Source organism: Vibrio algicola (genome assembly GCF_009601765.2).
Taxonomy (GTDB): Bacteria; Pseudomonadota; Gammaproteobacteria; order Enterobacterales; family Vibrionaceae; genus Vibrio; species Vibrio algicola.
This window is the reverse complement of sequence record NZ_CP058324.1, coordinates 33,849-52,774: the sequence shown is the minus strand read 5'-3', so window position 1 is coordinate 52,774 and position 18,926 is coordinate 33,849. Positions and strand designations below refer to the sequence as shown.

Here is an 18,926-nt window from a genome sequence, read left to right as displayed (position 1 = left end):
ATGCTTAGCAATACAAAAATATAGCTCAATATTGTAATGATGCCTAAAACACATAATGTTTAAGGTGAATAATGCTTTCTGTAGGTCAAAAGATACTGCATTTACGAAAAGAAATGAGGCTTACACAAGCTGAGTTGGCAAAAAAAGTAAATGTAAAACCTGTGACAGTCTCAAAATGGGAGACTGACACATCAAAACCAAAAGGAGAAAGCCTCATTTCACTATCACACCTGTTTAACGTACCTATTGATGTGTTAGTTAATCACGTATCTCCCATAAAGAGACTTAGAGAACAAGTCTCTATACCGTATTTTTCGGAAATTGAGGCTGCTGCGGGGCCTGGTATTCTGTGTGATAATGAAGAATCAGATTTATACACTGTTGATAAATCATTTATTAGCAATCACAAAAATACGATAGCTATAAAAATCAATGGTGATTCAATGTCCCCCCTATTTACTGATGAATCAATAATTTTTATTGATAAAGATCAAAAATCAGTCAAAGATGGAAATGTTTATGTGTTCATTCATGACGACATGCTGAGGATGAAAATCCTTGAAAACACACCTTTCGGATATAAATTAAAAAGTTATAACCATTGCTACCCTGTAGAGGACGTTAATATAAATAGCTCATCTATTATAATAATTGGACGTGTAGTAGCTCAAATACAAAAGTACTAAAAAAACTCCTTTTATATACTTTTCGAGTAGAACTATTATTCCTTAAAAAAAAACGATATAATACAATCAGTTTTTGAAGTTAAAAGTGCATTACATAGCACATTACTACATAGTTTTCTATGTAGTGTATTTTTCAAAAATTAGAATGTGTTAGACCTCCAATCTAACTATATAGCATTTGCAAAAAAGCCAATTTCCCTGAACAGAATTGGCTTTTTTTGTGCCTGTAATTTAAGCAGTTGATCTTTCTCGTTGTTTTTTGTACAGTATCTATCTGTTTGGTGTGGAAACCAAACATTCTTATTAATGTTCAGGACACTCAAATGAAAAAAACACACTCCCTCTTTTTGATACACGCATCCCTCATGTTACTGAATGCAAGTGATTTAGCTCACATGGATCAGTTAGAGAGTGAGATGTGTCATGAACACATCTAATTCCCCACTTACGCATCAAATAGAGTACAAAGCTCGTCAAAAAGCTCGTAGATACTCACTTATAGACACCTATGAACAAGCGACCATTGCACTTGAAAAAGAGCGTCAGCACACAGCTAAAAACAAAGGCTATGCGTATTCCCCTCTTAAAAATGCACTAGGATGGACCGCTCGCAAAATTGGTCTTGATGGTAAAGTGACGCAATTACCCCCGTATATGAATAAAATTTTCACTGCATGTCGTGAACTCATTGACAACCCTTATCGTTTTCGTACCTTATGCTTATGGGGAGGCGTGGGGATTTATCGCCGTGATACACGAAAAAACTTAGCTAAAGTCATGGTGGTTCTATTGGCTCGTTGTGATTTGACCGATGGGCGGATTGGCGTGCCCTCTAAAGATGGCATGGATACCATTAGTCACCATGAGCTTATGAATGACTATGTATTGCGTTGGGGAGAAATGATAGAAGAGTCTAAATGGCATAGATATGTTAAATTTTTATCCAATGCTGGCTTTATTACGACGTTACCTATCAATATATCCATTAATGATGAAACTGGCCAAGGCTCTGAAATACGAGCCATTGCAGCCTATAAGCAGCTCTCTACCGCCTTCTTTACCGAGTTACGTGTCTCTCACTTTCCAAATGTGGCCACGGAAATTTATCAAAACCGATTAAAAGCTGAAAATAACGGGTATCGTTTTGATTGGATCCCTTTTCGGATGCTCGCTAATCGCCTGGTCACCTGCTTAAATGCGACGCTATTTAACGAAAACACCACGCACGTTCGTTCTTCTCCTCCTGTCTTGTCTCCTCATTAAAGATGTACTCTAGCCGCTCACGCGGCGGCATCGTCACGCCTGTACAAAAATAGTCATGCTATTTGGGTTAAATCTCTCCTTTTTTTCGATGAAAATCACCCTCATTCCCCTACTCTTGCCCTCTTGTGGATAACTTTGTTGGCGTTTAATCAAAGATAGGAGCTAGAAAAAAGAGTAAGAAAAGGAAGCAAGAAATAAGAGAGGTTATATCTCTCTTACAGAGACCAATAATAAATATATAAAGAAATCATTTATAAGAAGACAAAAACAACAAGACATTAATGCCTCGCTTCTATCTGCAAGCAGATGCGCGAAGAAAACACGTTATCATTCTCCAATTTCATCGATCGGCTTTCTCGCAACAGGCAAGTCCAGGGTCGTTAAGAGCGGTTAATAAGGAAAAGGGCAAGCATGTCGAGAATATGACTGAATGAAGGGGGCTAATGGTTAATATTAACTATCGGAAAAAAAACCTTGCTATAAGGCCATCAATAAAAGTTACTATTCAATAGGCGTCCAATGAGCTCGTTTTTAATAAAAAAAAGAGTATCATTTATAAATGAATAATCGCGAGATGAATCCATGAGCCGACTTAAATACCATCAACAATTATCCCGACTTGTCACCCATTCGTTGTTGCATTTATTATCTCAAATGGCAATAGATACACGGTTTTGGCCGCTGAAAAAACGCAATGCGTCTTTACAGCGATACTTAAAATCTCAATTAACCTCTCCTAAATATGACCGACTAAAAAAAGATATCAAACAAATGATATCTATCGCTAAAAAAAACGGTGAATTAGAAGCAAAATTGTATGAGTTGGATGATATGAATAAAGAATATGAGAAAAAATTCACACAAGCCGATCAGCTGTTTGTTCTGTTGACGTATTTATACGATGAACACGGATTTGAATCGAAAATTGAGGATGGCAAAATAAAAGAAAAAGGCATTATTTACATGAAGCAGCCTGATATTGAGCGGTGCTTTGATGAGAGCAATCAGTTAATTGAATCTTTGCCTTTTGTCATCAATATGCCAAAACCATTACTATTGGTCGATTTTATTCATAACCATGGGGCATTTCATGCCACATTAGCCAGTATTGATGATAACGATGAGGCCACCATTATGTTACGCCGCCCCCATTCTTAAAAGAAAGCTTATCCACTAGGTGGCCCGGTATTACTAGTGACACCGTCACTAGTAATGTCGTTAATGTGTGAGTTTGGCTAATGTTTTTGCATCTAAACCGGTCACTTGCATCACAAGGTGATGCTCGATGCCGGAATGTAACATCGTACGCGCCATTTCATATTGGGCGGCTTGACGCCCTTCTTGGCGTCCTTCTTGACGGCCCTCTTGACGTAATTGTTCAGCTATCGTCATTAACATGTCCTCGTGCTCTGGTGTTTGGCTGGCTAAGCGAGTAATAAGATGCCCCGCATCTTTAGTCTCACCTGCCTCGATAATATAGTGCATCACCGTTTTTATTTGGCTCTGACTCGTGTCCCCTGCCAACAACAACGTCACTAAATTATCGATTAATTCATTCATGTCCCGTTGGCGTATGTGCTTTTGCAATAACTCCAACAACGCGACACGCTTATGTTGCATTATCTCACTGTCTGGGATAACCGTCACGTCCACTAAAGGAAAATCATTATTGTATAATGATTTGGCCGTCTCTGGGTCAATGAACCCATCCAACCAATTTAAGCGATACGGATACGGGCTGGTTTGTCCATGATAAAATAATAAAGGTATCACCAGCGGCAAATCTTGATGCCCTGCATCAAGATGGTTTTGCATCGCCGCGATGCAATAACGCATCATCCTAAAGGCCATGTGTTCATCCGGGCTGCTTTGATGCTCTATCAATGCGTACACATAGCCCTTGCCTTGCGTGGTCTCCATTGAATATAGCACATCTGAATAATACGCCCGTAAATCCTCTTCCAAAAAGGAACTCGACTCCAACTGCAGTGTCGATAAATCACACAGCTTTTTTAACGATTCCGGCAAATGAATCGATAAAAAATCTTTTGCCGTTTCCGGCTTGGTTAAAAATGACTTAAACAAACCATCATGAGGCGTTGACGTCGACGGTTTTTTTGTTTTTTTCATGACCAAGCCTGAATGTGATAATAAGATAAGTATGACAGATAAAATGCCTCAGCGTAAAGCGTCGTTTTGCTCACCCAAAAAGGGGGACTGTGCCCCTTTTTTTTGCCGCATTAAGCGCTCGGTAAACCGAGGCTTCTCCTAGTTTATATTCTTTGGCTAATTGCCCTATCAAACTTCAATTCCTTCTGGGATTGCTGGCAAGTTATCAGCCAACTCCTTACCAAGAACTATGATGATTTGTGGATCAAGCCTTTGAATTACCTTTTGAAATGCCATCTCTGACTTCTTCCACATTTCACCTGAAGGTCTAATTCTTGCCCCTTCACGGGGTATGAAGCCCAACGGTACGGTTTTGTACGTTAAGCGTTAAATCAAGATGTTAAAGCAACATGAAGTTTAAGTAGACCCTACGATCACGGGTAAAAAACACCCCAAAATCAGTATATGACATAACTTATGTGTCACTATTGGCTGTGTCATGACTTAAATGGCATGCTAGTTTTTTGTTAGCGTACGTTTTCGTTCCATTGGGCTTCAGACCCCATAAAGTATTGGCTTCTTTTAATAATGTAATCTGCTCCGTTGCCAATTTTGTCTTTAAATTTTGCTGAACGTTCCGTTTCTTTAATCTTTCATATTGCTCTGAAAGACTCTTAGCCGAGTTAACGATCATAACCTAAGTTGCGATGTATATTAATATGTATTAATTGTTTTTAATTAGTGTTGCTTTCCGCTTCAATTTGAGCTATATTAATATGTATTAAAAGTGGTTAATACGTTTTAATGCTTGTGAGTAAGTGTTAATTGGTGGTAATACGTATTAATATTTATTGCTACGTAGGGTTATTTATGAATAAATTAATTGTTGTTGCTAATACAAAAGGTGGATGTGGAAAATCTACTTTAGTTATGTGTTTGGCGGCAGAAGCTAGTGCTCGTAATATTGATACGATTCTTGTTGACGCAGATCCTACAAGTGTTTTGAAGTTTTGGGCTAAAAAGCGAAAAATCAATTGTGTTCATATTGCATCAACTCTTAATGTTTCTGAGATATTAATTAAATTGAAGAAAGAAAACCCAGATTCATTAATTTTGGTAGATACAGGAGGCTTTGATAGTAAAGCTGCTCGATCCGCAATAGTTACAAAGAGTGTTGATACAGTAATTTTCCCAGTTAAAACGAGTCCTCTTGATTTATTTGTAACAAGACAGTTTTTACAAGAGGCGTTGCCCTATTTGAAAGGTGTCAATTGTGTTGGCGTGGTAATGGAGGCAGATCATTTACAATCTGCTGCGGCTGACATATTAAAAGCAAAAGATGTCTTAAATTCATTTGGCATTACTCCTATTCAAGCATTTACAGTGAAAAGAAAAGAGTATCGAAAAAATTTTCTCATGGGGGGGGATCATTTGATTAATGAAAAAGCAAAGAAAGAAGTATCAGATATATTTAATGAATTGGTGAGTTTATGAGTGGAATGTTTGACGAATTTGAAAGTGACGATTCATTTATTAATAGCGATAGTTTTGTTAATAATACAACACAATCGAAAGGGCATGACATCACGGACGATAAGACCGATAAGGCTATTAGTAAAACGATTACAATAAATAAATCAACTGTAGAGTTAGTTGACGGTTTACAACGTGAAAGTCGAGTTGATTTTAGTCAAATGGTTAGGGCTGGAATATTAGCTTTATCTTGTATGGATAGAGAAGAACGAGAGAAGCTATACAAGAATGTTTATGTACCTCGAAACGCAGGTCGCAAAAAGAAAACTATGTATTAATTTTTATTAATACATAGTAAAACGTATTAATAAAAAACCTCAAGCTATCGTCGAAAATCTCTTGAGGCTAGTATGATCATCTAACAAGCATGAGAATAATCACAAATATTTGTCGGTGAACAACATAGATTAAAACTTTTCTCTTACGTAGGGCTGATTACTACGTGACACGACAGCAAAGAAAATGACCATAAAGATCAAAACTAAAACTCACTCAATACGCCAACTCAAAGAAAAGTAACAATAAAGTTCGAAACTAATTTTTGCCCCGAAATGTGTTAGCACAGATACGGGCAACATTTCCTCCTGCTCCTCTTTGACTTAATTAATCTAATACATTTAGTATGAAAAATGTCTATCAATTCGGTAGTGATTCACTTGTCTCAGATGATAGTATGATTTCAGTTGAGTATCTGTTTGAAGGAATTAATGTTGCTTAGTGAAGATAAGATTCTGAACCTCAATCAATCATACGAGTTTAAGGTTTCAGTAGAAGATGAAGATAAAAAGTTCGCTGGTAGGCTTATTCTATCCCCTGAAAAGTGTACTCTGAGGGTAATGGGAGAGCGTGAACCGTCAATGGATTTCTTTTTATCAAAAGAGATAAAGTGTAATTCGTTCAATAGGTACTTTTGGTTATTTGATTTGTCTGAGGTTTACTTGGGGAGTCAGTGTTTAAGATCGACGGTAGATGAAAATATAGGATTCTTTGAATGTGAATTTGAAATCGGCTTTATTGTCAGTTCAGAAACCTATTATCCTTCAGATTGCACTGTACTTGGGTTTTCTATCGATTCTCCAATGATTGGGAAGTGGGTCGGAATGACTAAAACTCAAAATAACCTCGTAGGGAAGTATCATAAGAAAACACTAAAACCAATGACTGACGATACTACAGAAGTCATACAACCTATTAATGGTTATGGTGCCTTGATTCTTTACTATCATCTTGAGACACACTATAACCTTAAGGAGTTTAGTTCAGGTTTAAACTTTCCACCAAGGCTAAATATTGCTTTCGAATCCTATATACCGCTGAATAAATTAAGTCATGAAATACACAAACTGTATGACCTTATGACTCTTTATGTCGGTTCAGATTTTGATATGGAAACAATTGAGATTAGCACTTCTCAGATAGGCTTCTCAGTGAAAACTAGTGTCTACTACCCTAGAACAAACAGAACTCATGAAATGGACTATCCTGTTTATCCGTTAGGGCATGACTTGCAGTTTAATGACTTACCAATTCCTGCTCTTTCTCTAGATAGTGTTAATCAATATTTCAACCTATCAGAGGGGGATAGAGTTTCGTTTTCTAAGTATCTTAGATACAAAAGAATGAAATCTGACGAAGAAAGATTCTTAGGATATTTCAGGATATTAGAGAGGCTTACCAACAAGAAAGGAACTTATGTTGAACAAGGCTCCCTCGATAACCTGCTTGATAGATCGGAGGGATATCTTCGTAAGAAGTTGAATGGTAAAAAGAAAGATGTAAAGAACTTAATTGGAAGAATCAAAAAAATGAATGGTGCTAAGTACAATACAGATAAATGTATTGGTGATTTTTATGATTGCCTGACCCCTGAGCTAAAAGGTGGTTTATTGTACGACAAACAAGGCATTCAGAAAATTTGTAAACTTAGGAACAATATCACCCATGCTAATGATTATGTAGTCAGCGATAGTGATTTATCTAAGTACTCATCATTTATTGAAGTGTTGTTGTACTTAGCATTGTTGAACAAGATTGGGGTTCATCCCGAAGTTAGTTCTTCACTAGCTCATCGCCTTAACAGATTTCATTTTGTTCAAAAGTTTGATGGTTGAGAACGTTAAAAACATGTGTTTAAAAATGAGTGCATAATTACTGTAGTGGGCTAGCGAACCTGGCCACACATTTATAGCTAATCACCATGTTTTGGCATATTAGAAGTTATCTGAAATATCAGTATTCCCCAAACTTCGTAACAAGGAAATGCCCCAAAGCTACTCAGAACCAATGAGTGGCTGATCTAGCCAAAGCACCAATAGACCAAGTTAATCTAATCCGTATTTTGCCCTCTTATACGGAAATTTTCCCCATAACTCTATGTCGATTCACACAACAAATTGATACCAGTTGAGTTTCATAATAAATGACAGCAACATAGACAGAATGCAAAGATGGAAAAAGTCCGTCTAATAAAGCTACATCTTTAGGAGAATTGAATGGCAACATTGATTAGAACATGCCCGCATTGTAACTCTGTAAGCATGACTTTCGAGGCTTTTGGAGAGCTAGCGACGGGAAGCTATGGTAGCGTCGGGAAGCATTTTCTGGTTCCTTTAATGTGCAATGGCTGTAATGGCGGTTTATTTGCAGAAGTAAAATATAATTGGGGCCCAACCCCGTGCAATATTATGGGGACAATTGACTCCAACCCTGAAGCTTGTGAAGTATTGGAAGTGTACCCAGAAGCCCAAGAACCCGAAGCTCCAGATCATGTTCCTAGCAACATTGCATCGTTTTATGTACAAGCTGAAAAGTCGTTGCATCAGAATTCATTTGATGCGTCTGCAATGATGAGCCGTAAAGCGCTCGAAGTTGCAACAAAAACGCTAGATCCAAATGGAAGTGGTGGCTTATATCGTAGAATTGAAAAACTGTACGATGACAATTTAATAACAGTATCTTTAAAAGAATGGGCACATATCATTAGAGAAGATGGTAATGTCGCCGCTCACGAAATCGACCCTGTTGATGAAAAATATGCACAGGAACTAATTGATTTTTGTGAACTATTTTTAATGTACACGTTCACAATGCCACAAATGATCGCTGACAAAAAAAATGTATAACCATTTAAGACGGATTCGCAACGCTCGGCGGTTTTAGTCTGATTTGGCTTTTGTGTTTACGGTGCAATTATTGAATATCGTGGTAGCGCTGTTCACCACTTATGCGGGCGTTAGTTGATCAGGAAATACGATGAATCCAGAACGAATTTATACATGGCTTGAACAGCCTGCAATCCCGTTGTTTGAACGTGATTTAGAACTACAAGAATTAGTTGATTTATTTGTTGAAAACTACGATGGCGTGAAATTGTATCACTTGTGTCGCCCTGTAGATGTGGAGTCTTACTATACGAATGGTATAGAAGCAGGTAACAAAGAGTTACTTGAGTCGAATTTACAGAAAATCTTTGATGCATTGGGATTAGACTTTGACTCAAAGGCTATTGAAGAACTTGAAAAACATGAGCATTCAAGTTCGGGTTCGATATATTCAGTGTTCGACTATCGATTTTTACTTGAACACGGGTTTTGTGGTCACTACGGCACACACGGTAGTGAGCATCTATGCGCACTTTTCCAATCTTTAGGGCATGATCGAGAGCTTTTAACAGAGATTGGCAAAGCAGCGGTAATTTCGTTTATTTTTCCACTGAAACAATTATGTCCAACTGAACTTCGAAACTTAGTTGAAGGTCTTTACGAAGCTGACTTTAATGATAGTAGTGAAATGAAGCATGACGTTAGAATTGACACCAACATTAAACCTGAACAAATTGTTGATATTAGCTTTCCAGAGTTTGTTAAGGCGTTTGGTCGTACCTATTGGCAACGCAACTAACAAATAAGGATTAAACGCTGCGTAGCCAGCGTTAAAATGCAGCGTTAAGTTCCAAGAGGAAATAATGATTCTATCAACGACTTTCTTTGCTGTTCCTTGTTTCCATTCTTAATACCCTCTCAATCTAGATAGTGAGGGTAGATCATCTAAAACGTTTTTTTTACTAGCTGAAGATATGATTTGTTCAGTAGAACGAGTTCTTCCTATTAATATTGGCTTAACTTTGTGGTTTTTAGACATGATAATACCTTCGTTCTTTGAACTAGCTAAAAGTCTGAATCACATACTTTTCCACTTGACCAGCCATCCAGCCAAGAATTTTCATTTTCCGTCATTAAGTAAGGATTAGCACCTTTATCTTTACCAGATAAATAGGCCGTTTTTCCTTCTTCAAAAATAATAGCGTTGTTAATGCCTGCTTTTATAGCTGAAGTATCAATTGTTGGTATGGTTGGGTTATTTTTGTTTTGTCGTTCATATTCTCCAACGGCAAAGTTTTTATAGTCATTATTAATGATTTTTTTCAACTTATCGGTTGGTATGACTTTATCGTTAATCGTAAAGATTGATTCATCTTTGCAACGCACAGCTCCACATTGATTTTGAACAATCCATGTTGTCGATATTTTATTTTTTCTCTCAACAGTTATCCTTAGCAATTCGTTTTCACAAGAAAGCGAAGCATAATCAACACCTAATAATTCATTTATATTATCAGCAGAAACAATATTTGATGTAAATAAAGCCATACATGAAAATATTACAGCTTTACCTTTTCTTACTATGTCCACGAACTTTCCTCATGACTCTCTAGTTCTTCAACACGGCTAATTTCATCTTCAAGTGAAATAGCAGTGATTTCAGCATCTTCAAACTTACCATTTTCAGCAAAAGCTTTTGTAAGTTTTTTAGGAAGTTCCGCGCCTTCCTCGTACTTGAATACAACGGTCATAAATTTAGTCACGACTCTTTTTCCCCTTGGACTACTTTGAGTTACTTATTTTAAGTATTTCATTTATTAAATTTTCTGATGCTGTTTTTTCTAAGCCCAATTGTTGAGCTGAATCTTTAACTTTAACTAAACAGTCTATAGTGTTGTCCCCAAATCCTAATGATGGAAAACTTCTACACTTTAAATACTCATTAACTAATAGCTTTTGATAACCACCTTTAGCAATTATCTGTTTGAAGTTATCTTGATCTTCATTTTCGCCATTCAATAACAATATAAAAACAAGAAACAACAATACAAAGCCTACTTTGAATAACTCCATTTTTTTTCCTCTTAACCTGTAATCTGATCAGGACACCAAAAGACGTTACCGCGACTCTTTCTTCGTTTACAAAGACAATTTCGGCGTTATTTGTGCAAAAACATTAAAGCCAACCAACCATTAATAATTAAAAAGAATGTCGTTAAATTTACTGTAAATCTTACTGTTTCATTCATTTGATATTGCAATTTTACATATAATAGCAATGATTGAAGTTTAGAGTTTTGTGAATCATTTAATTGTACGAATCCTGTCACCATCTGATCAAATCGTTGTGGATCATCTAAAAATATAGACCTCATCAACTCTGCATTGTATCCGTAAAATTTACCAATATCACACATACGATTACCACCAAGTTCTTTTAATCTTAAATTTGCTGATACCATATCTCATTTCCCCTGTTATACGCTTAGTAGCTTGAACTTGCTGTAATCAAGCCCTGAACGATCATGTCTTTATCTCGCTGTTTATACAACTAAAGTGACGTTTTTGATTTTCTATAGATTCTTTTTATCCTTAATTGTGCTGAGTGATGCGTTTCAGCATATTGCCTACCCTCTACTGTTAGCTGCCACATATTTTCATTTTCTTTAGCTGTGCTATGTAGTTGATGACCATCATTAGCCTGGTATTCAAGATAGCCGTTCTTAGCAAGAGTATGCATCGATACAAGAAAGTGATTTGATGCAATTTCTTTTTCTAATGTTTGGCCAACAGCTTTTCTCAAATAACTTGAATTGACTGAGATATAAAGTCCGTACTTCAATTCCATAAAATGAAGCAGCATGAGTGACTGTTTTTGAATTTTACTAACTCTCATTTTATTCCTTAAACGTACCCATACGAATAAAGAGTGATTATATTATTTTCACATGCAAGTAGTCAATATAAGTTGGTTAATAATTGGTGGCTATTTTAAGTTGCTGTATTGAATTATTAACCAATTATTTTAAGATGGTCATTATAGGTATACCTAAATTAGCTAATGAGTGATGAAATGAAAGTTGCACGAATTTATATGAGAGTGAGCACTGATGGCCAAGATCTCACTCGACAAGAAAGTCTTATTGATGACGCTAAGAAAAATGGTTTGTACGTAGCCGGTGTTTACAGAGAAAAGGCATCAGGCGCTAGAGCTGATAGACCTGAGCTTTTACGAATGATTAATGACTTACAACCAGGTGAAGTGGTGATCGCTGAAAAAATAGATCGTATAAGCCGGCTACCACTTGTTGAAGCGGAAAAGCTTATTGATTCAATAAGAGATAAAGGGGCTATGTTATCGATACCAGGTATTGTTGATTTATCAGATTTGGTTTCTGAATCAACGGGAACCGCTAAAGTTGTATTAGAGTCTATTCAAGCATTATTATTAAAGCTGGCATTACAAATGGCTCGTGATGATTATGAAACTAGGCGTGAACGCCAGTTACAGGGTATTTCATTAGCAAAGGCGAGTGGTAAATATCGTGGGCGAAAAGAAGATACAGAACGGAATGAACTTATTTTAAAACTTCGCCCCCATCATACTATCAAGGAGACCGCTCGATTAGTGGGCTGTAGCATGAGCCAAGTTAAACTAATTTGTAAGAATAGAGTATAACATTAATGATATACACTAATGTTGTGAGGTCTAATGACTAAATATTTAGGTGGTTTAAAAATAATCGCCCCAGCCTTATATCAATAATATGTTTTCTTATGGATCAAGCTAATGCATTTAAAAAAAGATTTTGAGTATTACCATAAACTTCATAACACAATCATTCATGCGTTGCTGTATTTACAGTTCCAGATACTCGTTAATGAACGTTTTATTAGTCCGGTTTTAAGGTTAAAACCACCGACTTTAGTCGGTCAGCTTTAGCTATGATACTGTACACCTAAGATCAAAGTAGAGGTGTTCATATGGATTATCGATATGGTAGCCATACTGTTTTCAAAATACAGTATCATTTTGTCTTCGTAACGAAGTACCGCTATCAAGTTCTAAAAGGTGATGTTGGTATTAGAGTTCGAGAGTTGATAAGGCAAACATGTAATGCCTTTGAAATAGAAATATTAAAAGGAGTCGTAAGTAAAGATCATGTTCACTTGCTAGTTTCAGCACCTCCTAATATGGCTCCAAGTGAGATAATGCGTCGAATAAAAGGGCGAAGTTCGAGTAAGTTGTTTGAATCATTTCCAGATTTAAAAAAGCGATATTGGGGTCGTCATTTTTGGGCTCGAGGTTATTTTTGTGTCACATCAGGAGATTTAACTGAAGATATGATCAAAGAATATTTAGAGCACCATTTCGAACCTAGGATAGAGGACAATTTTAAGACTGAGGACTAAGCTAACCGGTCTTCGACCGGTATCCGGGACTTTAGTCCGTAATACTAACCCACCTACTTCAGTAGGTGGTTGTTGAGTCCCATTAAGAGTCGTAATGAATTATTAGTAAAGTTCTTGAAGCCGAAGCTGAAAGATAAAGCCTTGTCGTGCATAAAGAAAGACGTCAGGCTGATGATTAGTACAGCAAGGAAAAAGGAAGGGAACTTAGAGTTGAAGTTGTATGATTTGAATGAAAAAGCAAATCAAACAACGTTAACCGGCGCAGATAGGCTTTATTCATTATTGACCTATTTGTATGACGAAGAAAAACTTGAATCTAGATTGGTTGATGAAAAAAAAGAAGCCGAACCTAATGTACTTTATATGCTTGAAGACCATATAGGTCATTGTTTCGATGATGATGGAAAACAAATTGCCCCATTATCTATGCTAATTCAATCTAAGCGAGCACCTGGATTAATTGATGTGATTAATCAGCATGGCTGGTTTGTTGCAGAAATAAAAGAATGGAATGAATTAACGTATCAAGCCCATATTGTAGTGCATCCTATTGTCTGAATATAACGTATAACATTAATGTTATACGTTAAGTAAAGGCACTTTTAATTATTTTTTAGAGTGGTATTTACGTGAGTGTTTGGGCGTTATTTGTGCCTGAATTGTCGGTGGACATTAGATTAGAACTATGACACTAAAGCCTGAAACTGTGACATTAAAGTTCGAAACTTTTTGAGGATTTTTTACGTAGTTTGCCTTTTGCTCTAACAAGGTTTTGCCCCAAAGTGAGTTGAAAGTATCCCCACGGGTGCCACAACGATTAACTTTAGCCATATATTTTCTCACGCTAAATACTGCTAATCCTGCATAGTTTGAAATTAGAAGAATTGGGTTTTGAGTTAGAAAGCTAAGTACGCATAAATCTGAGGTATGGCTCTGCTTTTCGGTTAGTTTTGGATACTGAGTAAATCCACAGTTCTTCACCATGAGTTGGCTTTAGTGAACTATACGGATTTTTTCCGTCTATTAAATTGTTAAACGTCAAATTTGAGTTTTGTAATTATTGATAAGGATAGGATCGTGGAAGATTTGATCAGTAGTATATCAAGTATAATAGTAGATTATGCAGATGGAGAGTTTGGTCGATTAGATGAAGCGCATGTTCGAAGATGGATTGAACAGTTTGATGAGGCCGACCGTGAAGTTGTTTTGGCTGAGACCAATAGAATTCTAAAACGTACATATATTACAAAAGAAGAATTCTCAAAGTTCATATCGTCATTGATCACATCTCCGAAATTTTCTACAGAGGATCAAGCCGACTTTTGGTCAAAGGTGTCTCTTTGTGATGTTCAGTTAAATGGTAATAGCCAGACTGAATTAGTCTCTTTGGTACGTGAACATGTTCAAAATAAGTACGGATTGCAGCCAAAGGTAAATAGCCACTCAGAGCACTATATATATTTAGATGATTTCCTATTTTCGGGGAATCGCCTAGTGTCTGATCTTCGGCAATGGATTATTAACGATGCCCCTGAAAATTGTCATATGAGTGTGGTCCTTATGGGGTGGTATCAAAGTGGTATTTGGTATGTACAGCAGACATTGCCAAAGTTAGCAGAAACACACGGAAAAAACATTACATTCAAATACTGGTCAATCGAGGATTTTCGACTTGAAAATCGATTGTCCTATAAAGATAAGTCTCATGTATTTTGGCCAGAAGAAGTTGTAATGGAAATTCCAGAAGCCTGTGAATACATTGCTGGACAAGAACGAGAGCCAACGTTTAGAGTTCAGAATGATCTCAAAAACAAAGTTTTCTCTCGCAAACGCAGAACTCAATATGAGCTGGCGATTACCAAAGCGGGCTTACAAATATTAGGTTACTGTCAATCTCCAAACGAAGTGGTTAAGCCATTGGGCTACAATCGTTTTGATGGATTCGGCTTTGGTTCTACGGTTTTTAGTTTCCGAAACTGTCCAAATAACAACCCATTAGCGTTTTGGTGGGGGGACCCTAATTACTCTTCGGCACATCCGTTTGGTAAGTGGTATCCTTTACTACAAAGGAAAACATACGGCTAGTATTATGACACAACATGAAAAAAAGCAATATGACATAAGAAATGCAGCTGCATTTAAGAAAACCACTGAGCAGTGGGGTGGTTTGTCAAATATGGCGGGCGGTTTTCCTGTTGTTGTAAATAACGTGGCAATTAAAAGCGTAGAAGCACTGTATCAAGCTTGTCGTTTTCCACACCTGCCAGATGTACAAGAAAAAATCCTAACGCAAGGGAGTCCTATGACAGCGAAAATGGTAGGCAAACCATTTAGAGAACAGTCAAGAGACGACTGGCTTGCTGTTAGAATTTTAGTAATGAAGTGGTGTTTAAGGGTAAAGTTAGCTCAAAATTGGGATGAATTTTCGTCACTCCTCCGGAGTACACAGGATATGCCAATTGTTGAGCTTTCGAATAAAGATGACTTCTGGGGGGCAAAACCTGTGGAGCAAAACTTGTATGTTGGTGTAAATGCGCTAGGGCGATTGCTGATGGAACTTAGAGAGCAAGTTACACATAATAAAAAAGAGCGCTTTATGGTTGTCCCTCCATTAAATATTTCTCAATTTAAACTCTATAATCAAGATATTTTGCCAGTAAATAAATCGGACTCTAATATTTTAGCCACCCCACAAATCAACATGTTTGACGTTTAACAATCTGTTTAAGAGTGATTCGCAACGCGTGGCATTTTTACTATGCGTTTAGTGTTTAAGGTGGTATGCGGTAGCTTAGGTATTGCGTTGCTCACACCTTAACAGGGCGTTATGTGCTAGGAGGGAAAGTTGGACAAAATCGCGATTTCACAATTAGTTTATAGTGATCGAAGTGCTGTGTTTGACTTGCTTCAAAACGAGCAAGCTATGAGGTTTTTGGGGCCAAGAAGACCTTTGACTGATGCAGAATCTGAGGTTTGGTTTGCTAACGAACAACAGTCAAAAACTAGGTTTGCGTTCAGGTCTGTTGAAAATAACGAAATTGTTGGGTTTTGTGGAATTACGCTACTAGATGCTGAACTAGACTTCGGGTATTTCATTCGTCAGAAGTTTTGGGGTCAAGGGCTAGCGTCTATAATGTGCAAGTCGGCAATATTCAAACTGTCTCAAACCATAGACTTAACCCAAGTGAAAGTATTCATAGCTTCAGATAATGTGGCTAGCCAAAAAGTGGCACAGAAACTTGGCTGGCAAATAAAGTGTGCAGCCGAGAATGAATTTGAGTCAGGGCACTTGTATCAAATACGCACCCTTTAATGTGGCGTTATACAAATTGGAGAGCGTGGTTGAATATAGAAATTATAAGTGCTTCAACAGCATTACTGGCTGTTGTAGTCGGTCCGGTTGTCTCGTTAGTCATTGCTAAGAAACAAATAAAGTCATCAGTGATATCTAAAAACCGACAAGACTGGATCGTTAGCCTCAGAACTCAAGTTTCAGAACTTGTTAGCGACTTCCAATATTTACCAAATGCATCGATTGATGGTGTGTTGCCGCGAGAACAGCTTATTGCATTACACAGAGATGTTTTAAAAAAGTGTAATTCTGTAAGACTACATTTAAATTTGGAAGAAAAAGAACATTTTGAATTGATGGAAATGTTCGATGATATGTCTCAAATGTTACTTGATCACATAAATGGCAAGTTATTTAGTCATACAGAAATGACTGGATTATGTAACGTAGCCATTGAGCAATGTAGTTTTGTAATCAAAATCGAATGGGAAAAAGTTAAATCAGGGCACTGATTTGTATAACAAGCATTTAAGGCTTCAAGATACTTTTCCTAATCTGCTAGAAGCGTTTTGATGCGATAGCTCTAAAACGCTTCTGTCCAAAAGTGTGTCATTGGGGTATGAAACACGGAAATTAAGTACCCTAACCTAGTATTAGGTTTTGGGTTTATAACAATAAACAAGTTTGAAAAATTTAATGAAGAGTTGAAAAAAAACGTAGATCGATATAAGTTAATTAGTGATGTATTGCACATCATGGTTTTGCCAGTTTTAGGACTGGCGAAAGCCACCTAGCTGACAAATATTATTTGTTAACTATACGATATATAAGGTGGCTTCCCATGCCTACTACACAAAAGTCTACGCTTGATTTTCATCAAGAAATCACCAATCAAATCATTGAAGCTTTAGAAGCCGGTGTTAAACCTTGGGTATGCCCTTGGAATACGACTCGCTCGACTTCATTGCCGTATAATGGTTCTACTGGTAAGCCTTACAGTGGCATGAATATCATGCTTTTGTGGACGGCTTCCTCTAAACGTCGATTTTCATCTCCAACGTGGTTTACATTCAAGCAAGCTACGGCTCTTGGCGGTAAAGTTCGTAAAGGTGAAAAAGGCACTCGTATTTTTTTCTACTCTAAAGTAGAGAAAAAAGACGAGCAAACAGGTGAAGAGAAAACCTACCCTGTCATTAAAACCTATATTGTTTTTAATGCAGACCAGGTTGACTCTATTTCTTCTGAATCGGTTTTACACCATTCAAGAGAAGCTTGTGATATGCCATTTGATCAGTTCCTGAAATCAACAGGAGCGGACATTGTTGAAAACGGTATCAAAGCTTTTTACCGTTCTTCGACAGATCAAATTGTTTTACCGTTTAGAGATCGATTTACTAATTTTGTTGATTTCGAGGCAACAGCTTTACACGAGTTGACTCATTGGACGGGACATAAGTCTCGTTGTGATCGAAAGTTAGGTAATGTATTTGGCTCGAAAGACTATGCTCAAGAGGAATTAGTTGCTGAATTAGGTAGCGCATTTCTAATGGCTGAATTAGGCATTTCAGGCGAAGTACAACACGAATCATATATAGCCAACTGGCTTACCGCGTTGAAAAATGACAAACGTTATATTTTCAAAGCAGCATCTATGGCGAATAAAGCTTACTCTTATATTATGGAGCAAGTTGTTCATTCTCAAATGGATAAAGCCGCTTAACGATATCGCCATGACCTTATATTTAAGGTCGTGGCTCTTTAAACAGAGAACAACATGAACAAGAGTATTGAATCTACAAAGTGGATAGAAGCCGAAAAAATCGAGTTTAAAAGTCAGGTTTATTCTTCAATTGATGAGTACTTTAAAGATGTAGATCGAGCGGGGAGAAATGAGGATTACACGAAGATTAAAGGGACGTTGTGGCCTCGAAGCCAAGACGAAAGAAACCGAATTTTGATTGATAAGATAAAAGCAAAACATAGGCTTGAATTGCATTCTGATAGCCAGGGTACTGAGTTAATGTTATCAATCTGAATTTATGTATAACATTAATGTTATACGTTAAATAAAAGCGATATTAATTGTTTTTTAGAGTAGTATTACCGTGGGTGTTTGGGCGTTGTTTGTGCCTAAATACGAAAAATACTTAGGTACAGATAAAAGAAAAGCCCCACCTGACTATAAATCAGAATGGAGCTTACTTATGTACCAGACAGTGCAAAGTATAGCCTCCTTTACCGAAAGAGGCAATAAATGAAGTATCAATCTACCGCAAAATTAGTCGTGATTTGCATCACGCTATTAATAGCCTTACTTTTTTTCAAGGACTCATTACATGAGTTCCATTTTAAAAATAAGGAGGTCAGTGTCGATGCTACATTTGTTGCCTACGAAGTAAGGAAGTAGTTAAGGTGACCCGCATTAGCGGGTCCCTTTACTCTTTGATTGTTTTTGGAATATTGCTCAATACACCCCGTTATTTGATGCATTGCGCATCAGTGGTTTGCCAGTCTTGGACTGGCATTAGC

General features: G+C 37.1%; 23 protein-coding genes and 1 pseudogene. 18 read left to right on the top strand and 6 right to left on the bottom strand.

The window, feature by feature from the left end; all coding sequences use genetic code 11:
• Positions 1 to 71: 71 nt before the first annotated feature.
• The 3 genes from GFB47_RS16465 to GFB47_RS16455 all read left to right on the top strand — a co-directional run bounded on the left by GFB47_RS16465 (position 72) and on the right by GFB47_RS16455 (position 3,107).
• Entirely contained in the window at positions 72 to 686 is a 615-nt protein-coding gene (locus GFB47_RS16465; protein WP_178306605.1) for an XRE family transcriptional regulator, read from the top strand.
• 423 nt (positions 687 to 1,109) lie between these two features.
• On the top strand, positions 1,110 to 1,949 hold the full coding sequence (locus GFB47_RS16460) for a hypothetical protein (protein WP_178306604.1): 840 nt from the start codon (positions 1,110 to 1,112) through the stop codon (positions 1,947 to 1,949).
• A gap of 582 nt (positions 1,950 to 2,531) precedes the next feature.
• Positions 2,532 to 3,107: a DUF2913 family protein gene (locus tag GFB47_RS16455; RefSeq protein WP_178306603.1), complete on the top strand. Its 576-nt coding sequence runs from the start codon at positions 2,532 to 2,534 to the stop codon at positions 3,105 to 3,107.
• A gap of 60 nt (positions 3,108 to 3,167) precedes the next feature.
• On the opposite strand, the gene GFB47_RS16450 is transcribed toward GFB47_RS16455, so the two are convergent.
• Entirely contained in the window at positions 3,168 to 4,079 is a 912-nt protein-coding gene (locus tag GFB47_RS16450) for an Rpn family recombination-promoting nuclease/putative transposase (protein WP_178306602.1), read from the bottom strand.
• 849 nt (positions 4,080 to 4,928) lie between these two features.
• Between GFB47_RS16450 and GFB47_RS16445 the strand changes: the two genes are divergently transcribed.
• The 5 genes from GFB47_RS16445 to GFB47_RS16425 all read left to right on the top strand — a co-directional run bounded on the left by GFB47_RS16445 (position 4,929) and on the right by GFB47_RS16425 (position 9,491).
• Positions 4,929 to 5,552 carry a ParA family protein gene (locus tag GFB47_RS16445; RefSeq protein ID WP_178306601.1) on the top strand — a complete coding sequence of 208 codons (624 nt, stop codon included), beginning with the start codon at positions 4,929 to 4,931 and terminating at the stop codon, positions 5,550 to 5,552.
• Entirely contained in the window at positions 5,549 to 5,869 is a 321-nt protein-coding gene (locus tag GFB47_RS16440; RefSeq protein ID WP_178306600.1) for a hypothetical protein, read from the top strand. Before GFB47_RS16445 ends, GFB47_RS16440 begins: the two co-directional genes overlap by 4 nt.
• A gap of 429 nt (positions 5,870 to 6,298) precedes the next feature.
• On the top strand, positions 6,299 to 7,702 hold the full coding sequence (locus GFB47_RS16435) for an ApeA N-terminal domain 1-containing protein (protein ID WP_178306599.1): 1,404 nt from the start codon (positions 6,299 to 6,301) through the stop codon (positions 7,700 to 7,702).
• 381 nt (positions 7,703 to 8,083) lie between these two features.
• On the top strand, positions 8,084 to 8,713 hold the full coding sequence (locus GFB47_RS16430) for a DUF4145 domain-containing protein (RefSeq protein WP_178306598.1): 630 nt from the start codon (positions 8,084 to 8,086) through the stop codon (positions 8,711 to 8,713).
• A 130-nt stretch (positions 8,714 to 8,843) separates the two neighbouring features.
• Positions 8,844 to 9,491 (top strand): hypothetical protein, encoded by a 648-nt coding sequence (locus GFB47_RS16425; protein ID WP_178306597.1) that lies wholly within the window; start codon positions 8,844 to 8,846, stop codon positions 9,489 to 9,491.
• Between the two features lie 266 nt (positions 9,492 to 9,757).
• Here the strand turns inward: GFB47_RS16425 and GFB47_RS16420 are convergent, their stop codons facing one another.
• The 5 genes from GFB47_RS16420 to GFB47_RS16400 form a co-directional block, all read right to left on the bottom strand.
• A complete protein-coding gene (locus GFB47_RS16420; RefSeq protein WP_178306596.1) occupies positions 9,758 to 10,282 on the bottom strand; it encodes a hypothetical protein in 525 nt (174 codons plus the stop codon).
• Entirely contained in the window at positions 10,273 to 10,455 is a 183-nt protein-coding gene (locus GFB47_RS16415) for a hypothetical protein (protein ID WP_178306595.1), read from the bottom strand. The genes GFB47_RS16420 and GFB47_RS16415 overlap by 10 nt, the downstream gene beginning before the upstream one ends.
• Before the next feature lie 19 nt (positions 10,456 to 10,474).
• Entirely contained in the window at positions 10,475 to 10,765 is a 291-nt protein-coding gene (locus GFB47_RS16410) for a hypothetical protein (RefSeq protein WP_178306594.1), read from the bottom strand.
• A gap of 86 nt (positions 10,766 to 10,851) precedes the next feature.
• Positions 10,852 to 11,154 carry a hypothetical protein gene (locus GFB47_RS16405; RefSeq protein WP_178306593.1) on the bottom strand — a complete coding sequence of 101 codons (303 nt, stop codon included), beginning with the start codon at positions 11,152 to 11,154 and terminating at the stop codon, positions 10,852 to 10,854.
• 89 nt (positions 11,155 to 11,243) lie between these two features.
• Complete coding sequence (locus GFB47_RS16400) at positions 11,244 to 11,588, bottom strand: hypothetical protein (protein ID WP_178306592.1); 345 nt, start codon at positions 11,586 to 11,588, stop codon at positions 11,244 to 11,246.
• 177 nt (positions 11,589 to 11,765) lie between these two features.
• Between GFB47_RS16400 and GFB47_RS16395 the strand changes: the two genes are divergently transcribed.
• The 10 genes and pseudogenes from GFB47_RS16395 to GFB47_RS16820 all read left to right on the top strand — a co-directional run bounded on the left by GFB47_RS16395 (position 11,766) and on the right by GFB47_RS16820 (position 18,804).
• Positions 11,766 to 12,371: a recombinase family protein gene (locus GFB47_RS16395; protein WP_178306591.1), complete on the top strand. Its 606-nt coding sequence runs from the start codon at positions 11,766 to 11,768 to the stop codon at positions 12,369 to 12,371.
• Between the two features lie 305 nt (positions 12,372 to 12,676).
• On the top strand, positions 12,677 to 13,105 hold the full coding sequence (gene tnpA / locus GFB47_RS16390) for an IS200/IS605 family transposase (RefSeq protein WP_153448263.1): 429 nt from the start codon (positions 12,677 to 12,679) through the stop codon (positions 13,103 to 13,105).
• Between the two features lie 78 nt (positions 13,106 to 13,183).
• Positions 13,184 to 13,663, top strand: a pseudogene (locus GFB47_RS16385) (DUF2913 family protein); the annotation flags it as partial.
• A gap of 519 nt (positions 13,664 to 14,182) precedes the next feature.
• Positions 14,183 to 15,190 carry a phosphoribosyltransferase-like protein gene (locus tag GFB47_RS16380; RefSeq protein WP_178306589.1) on the top strand — a complete coding sequence of 336 codons (1,008 nt, stop codon included), beginning with the start codon at positions 14,183 to 14,185 and terminating at the stop codon, positions 15,188 to 15,190.
• Between the two features lie 4 nt (positions 15,191 to 15,194).
• Positions 15,195 to 15,821 carry an NADAR family protein gene (locus GFB47_RS16375; RefSeq protein WP_178306588.1) on the top strand — a complete coding sequence of 209 codons (627 nt, stop codon included), beginning with the start codon at positions 15,195 to 15,197 and terminating at the stop codon, positions 15,819 to 15,821.
• A gap of 129 nt (positions 15,822 to 15,950) precedes the next feature.
• Positions 15,951 to 16,418, top strand: a complete 468-nt coding sequence (locus GFB47_RS16365; protein WP_178306587.1) for a GNAT family N-acetyltransferase — start codon at positions 15,951 to 15,953, stop codon at positions 16,416 to 16,418.
• 29 nt (positions 16,419 to 16,447) lie between these two features.
• Complete coding sequence (locus tag GFB47_RS16360; protein ID WP_178306586.1) at positions 16,448 to 16,909, top strand: hypothetical protein; 462 nt, start codon at positions 16,448 to 16,450, stop codon at positions 16,907 to 16,909.
• Positions 16,910 to 17,238: 329 nt separating this feature from the next.
• Positions 17,239 to 18,117 (top strand): ArdC family protein, encoded by an 879-nt coding sequence (locus GFB47_RS16355; RefSeq protein ID WP_178306585.1) that lies wholly within the window; start codon positions 17,239 to 17,241, stop codon positions 18,115 to 18,117.
• A 54-nt stretch (positions 18,118 to 18,171) separates the two neighbouring features.
• Positions 18,172 to 18,432, top strand: a complete 261-nt coding sequence (locus tag GFB47_RS16350) for a hypothetical protein (protein WP_178306584.1) — start codon at positions 18,172 to 18,174, stop codon at positions 18,430 to 18,432.
• A gap of 219 nt (positions 18,433 to 18,651) precedes the next feature.
• Complete coding sequence (locus GFB47_RS16820; RefSeq protein WP_178306583.1) at positions 18,652 to 18,804, top strand: Hok/Gef family protein; 153 nt, start codon at positions 18,652 to 18,654, stop codon at positions 18,802 to 18,804.
• The last annotated feature ends 122 nt before the right edge of the window (positions 18,805 to 18,926 follow it).

Coding starts and splice junctions, on each gene's coding strand:
- GFB47_RS16465 (WP_178306605.1), top strand. CDS start 72: ATGCTTTCTGTAGGTCAAAAGATACTGCATTTACGAAAAGAAATGAGG.
- GFB47_RS16460 (WP_178306604.1), top strand. CDS start 1,110: ATGAACACATCTAATTCCCCACTTACGCATCAAATAGAGTACAAAGCT.
- GFB47_RS16455 (WP_178306603.1), top strand. CDS start 2,532: ATGAGCCGACTTAAATACCATCAACAATTATCCCGACTTGTCACCCAT.
- GFB47_RS16450 (WP_178306602.1), bottom strand. CDS start 4,079: ATGAAAAAAACAAAAAAACCGTCGACGTCAACGCCTCATGATGGTTTG.
- GFB47_RS16445 (WP_178306601.1), top strand. CDS start 4,929: ATGAATAAATTAATTGTTGTTGCTAATACAAAAGGTGGATGTGGAAAA.
- GFB47_RS16440 (WP_178306600.1), top strand. CDS start 5,549: ATGAGTGGAATGTTTGACGAATTTGAAAGTGACGATTCATTTATTAAT.
- GFB47_RS16435 (WP_178306599.1), top strand. CDS start 6,299: ATGTTGCTTAGTGAAGATAAGATTCTGAACCTCAATCAATCATACGAG.
- GFB47_RS16430 (WP_178306598.1), top strand. CDS start 8,084: ATGGCAACATTGATTAGAACATGCCCGCATTGTAACTCTGTAAGCATG.
- GFB47_RS16425 (WP_178306597.1), top strand. CDS start 8,844: ATGAATCCAGAACGAATTTATACATGGCTTGAACAGCCTGCAATCCCG.
- GFB47_RS16410 (WP_178306594.1), bottom strand. CDS start 10,765: ATGGAGTTATTCAAAGTAGGCTTTGTATTGTTGTTTCTTGTTTTTATA.
- GFB47_RS16405 (WP_178306593.1), bottom strand. CDS start 11,154: ATGGTATCAGCAAATTTAAGATTAAAAGAACTTGGTGGTAATCGTATG.
- GFB47_RS16400 (WP_178306592.1), bottom strand. CDS start 11,588: ATGAGAGTTAGTAAAATTCAAAAACAGTCACTCATGCTGCTTCATTTT.
- GFB47_RS16395 (WP_178306591.1), top strand. CDS start 11,766: ATGAAAGTTGCACGAATTTATATGAGAGTGAGCACTGATGGCCAAGAT.
- tnpA (WP_153448263.1), top strand. CDS start 12,677: ATGGATTATCGATATGGTAGCCATACTGTTTTCAAAATACAGTATCAT.
- GFB47_RS16375 (WP_178306588.1), top strand. CDS start 15,195: ATGACACAACATGAAAAAAAGCAATATGACATAAGAAATGCAGCTGCA.
- GFB47_RS16355 (WP_178306585.1), top strand. CDS start 17,239: ATGCCTACTACACAAAAGTCTACGCTTGATTTTCATCAAGAAATCACC.
- GFB47_RS16350 (WP_178306584.1), top strand. CDS start 18,172: ATGAACAAGAGTATTGAATCTACAAAGTGGATAGAAGCCGAAAAAATC.
- GFB47_RS16820 (WP_178306583.1), top strand. CDS start 18,652: ATGAAGTATCAATCTACCGCAAAATTAGTCGTGATTTGCATCACGCTA.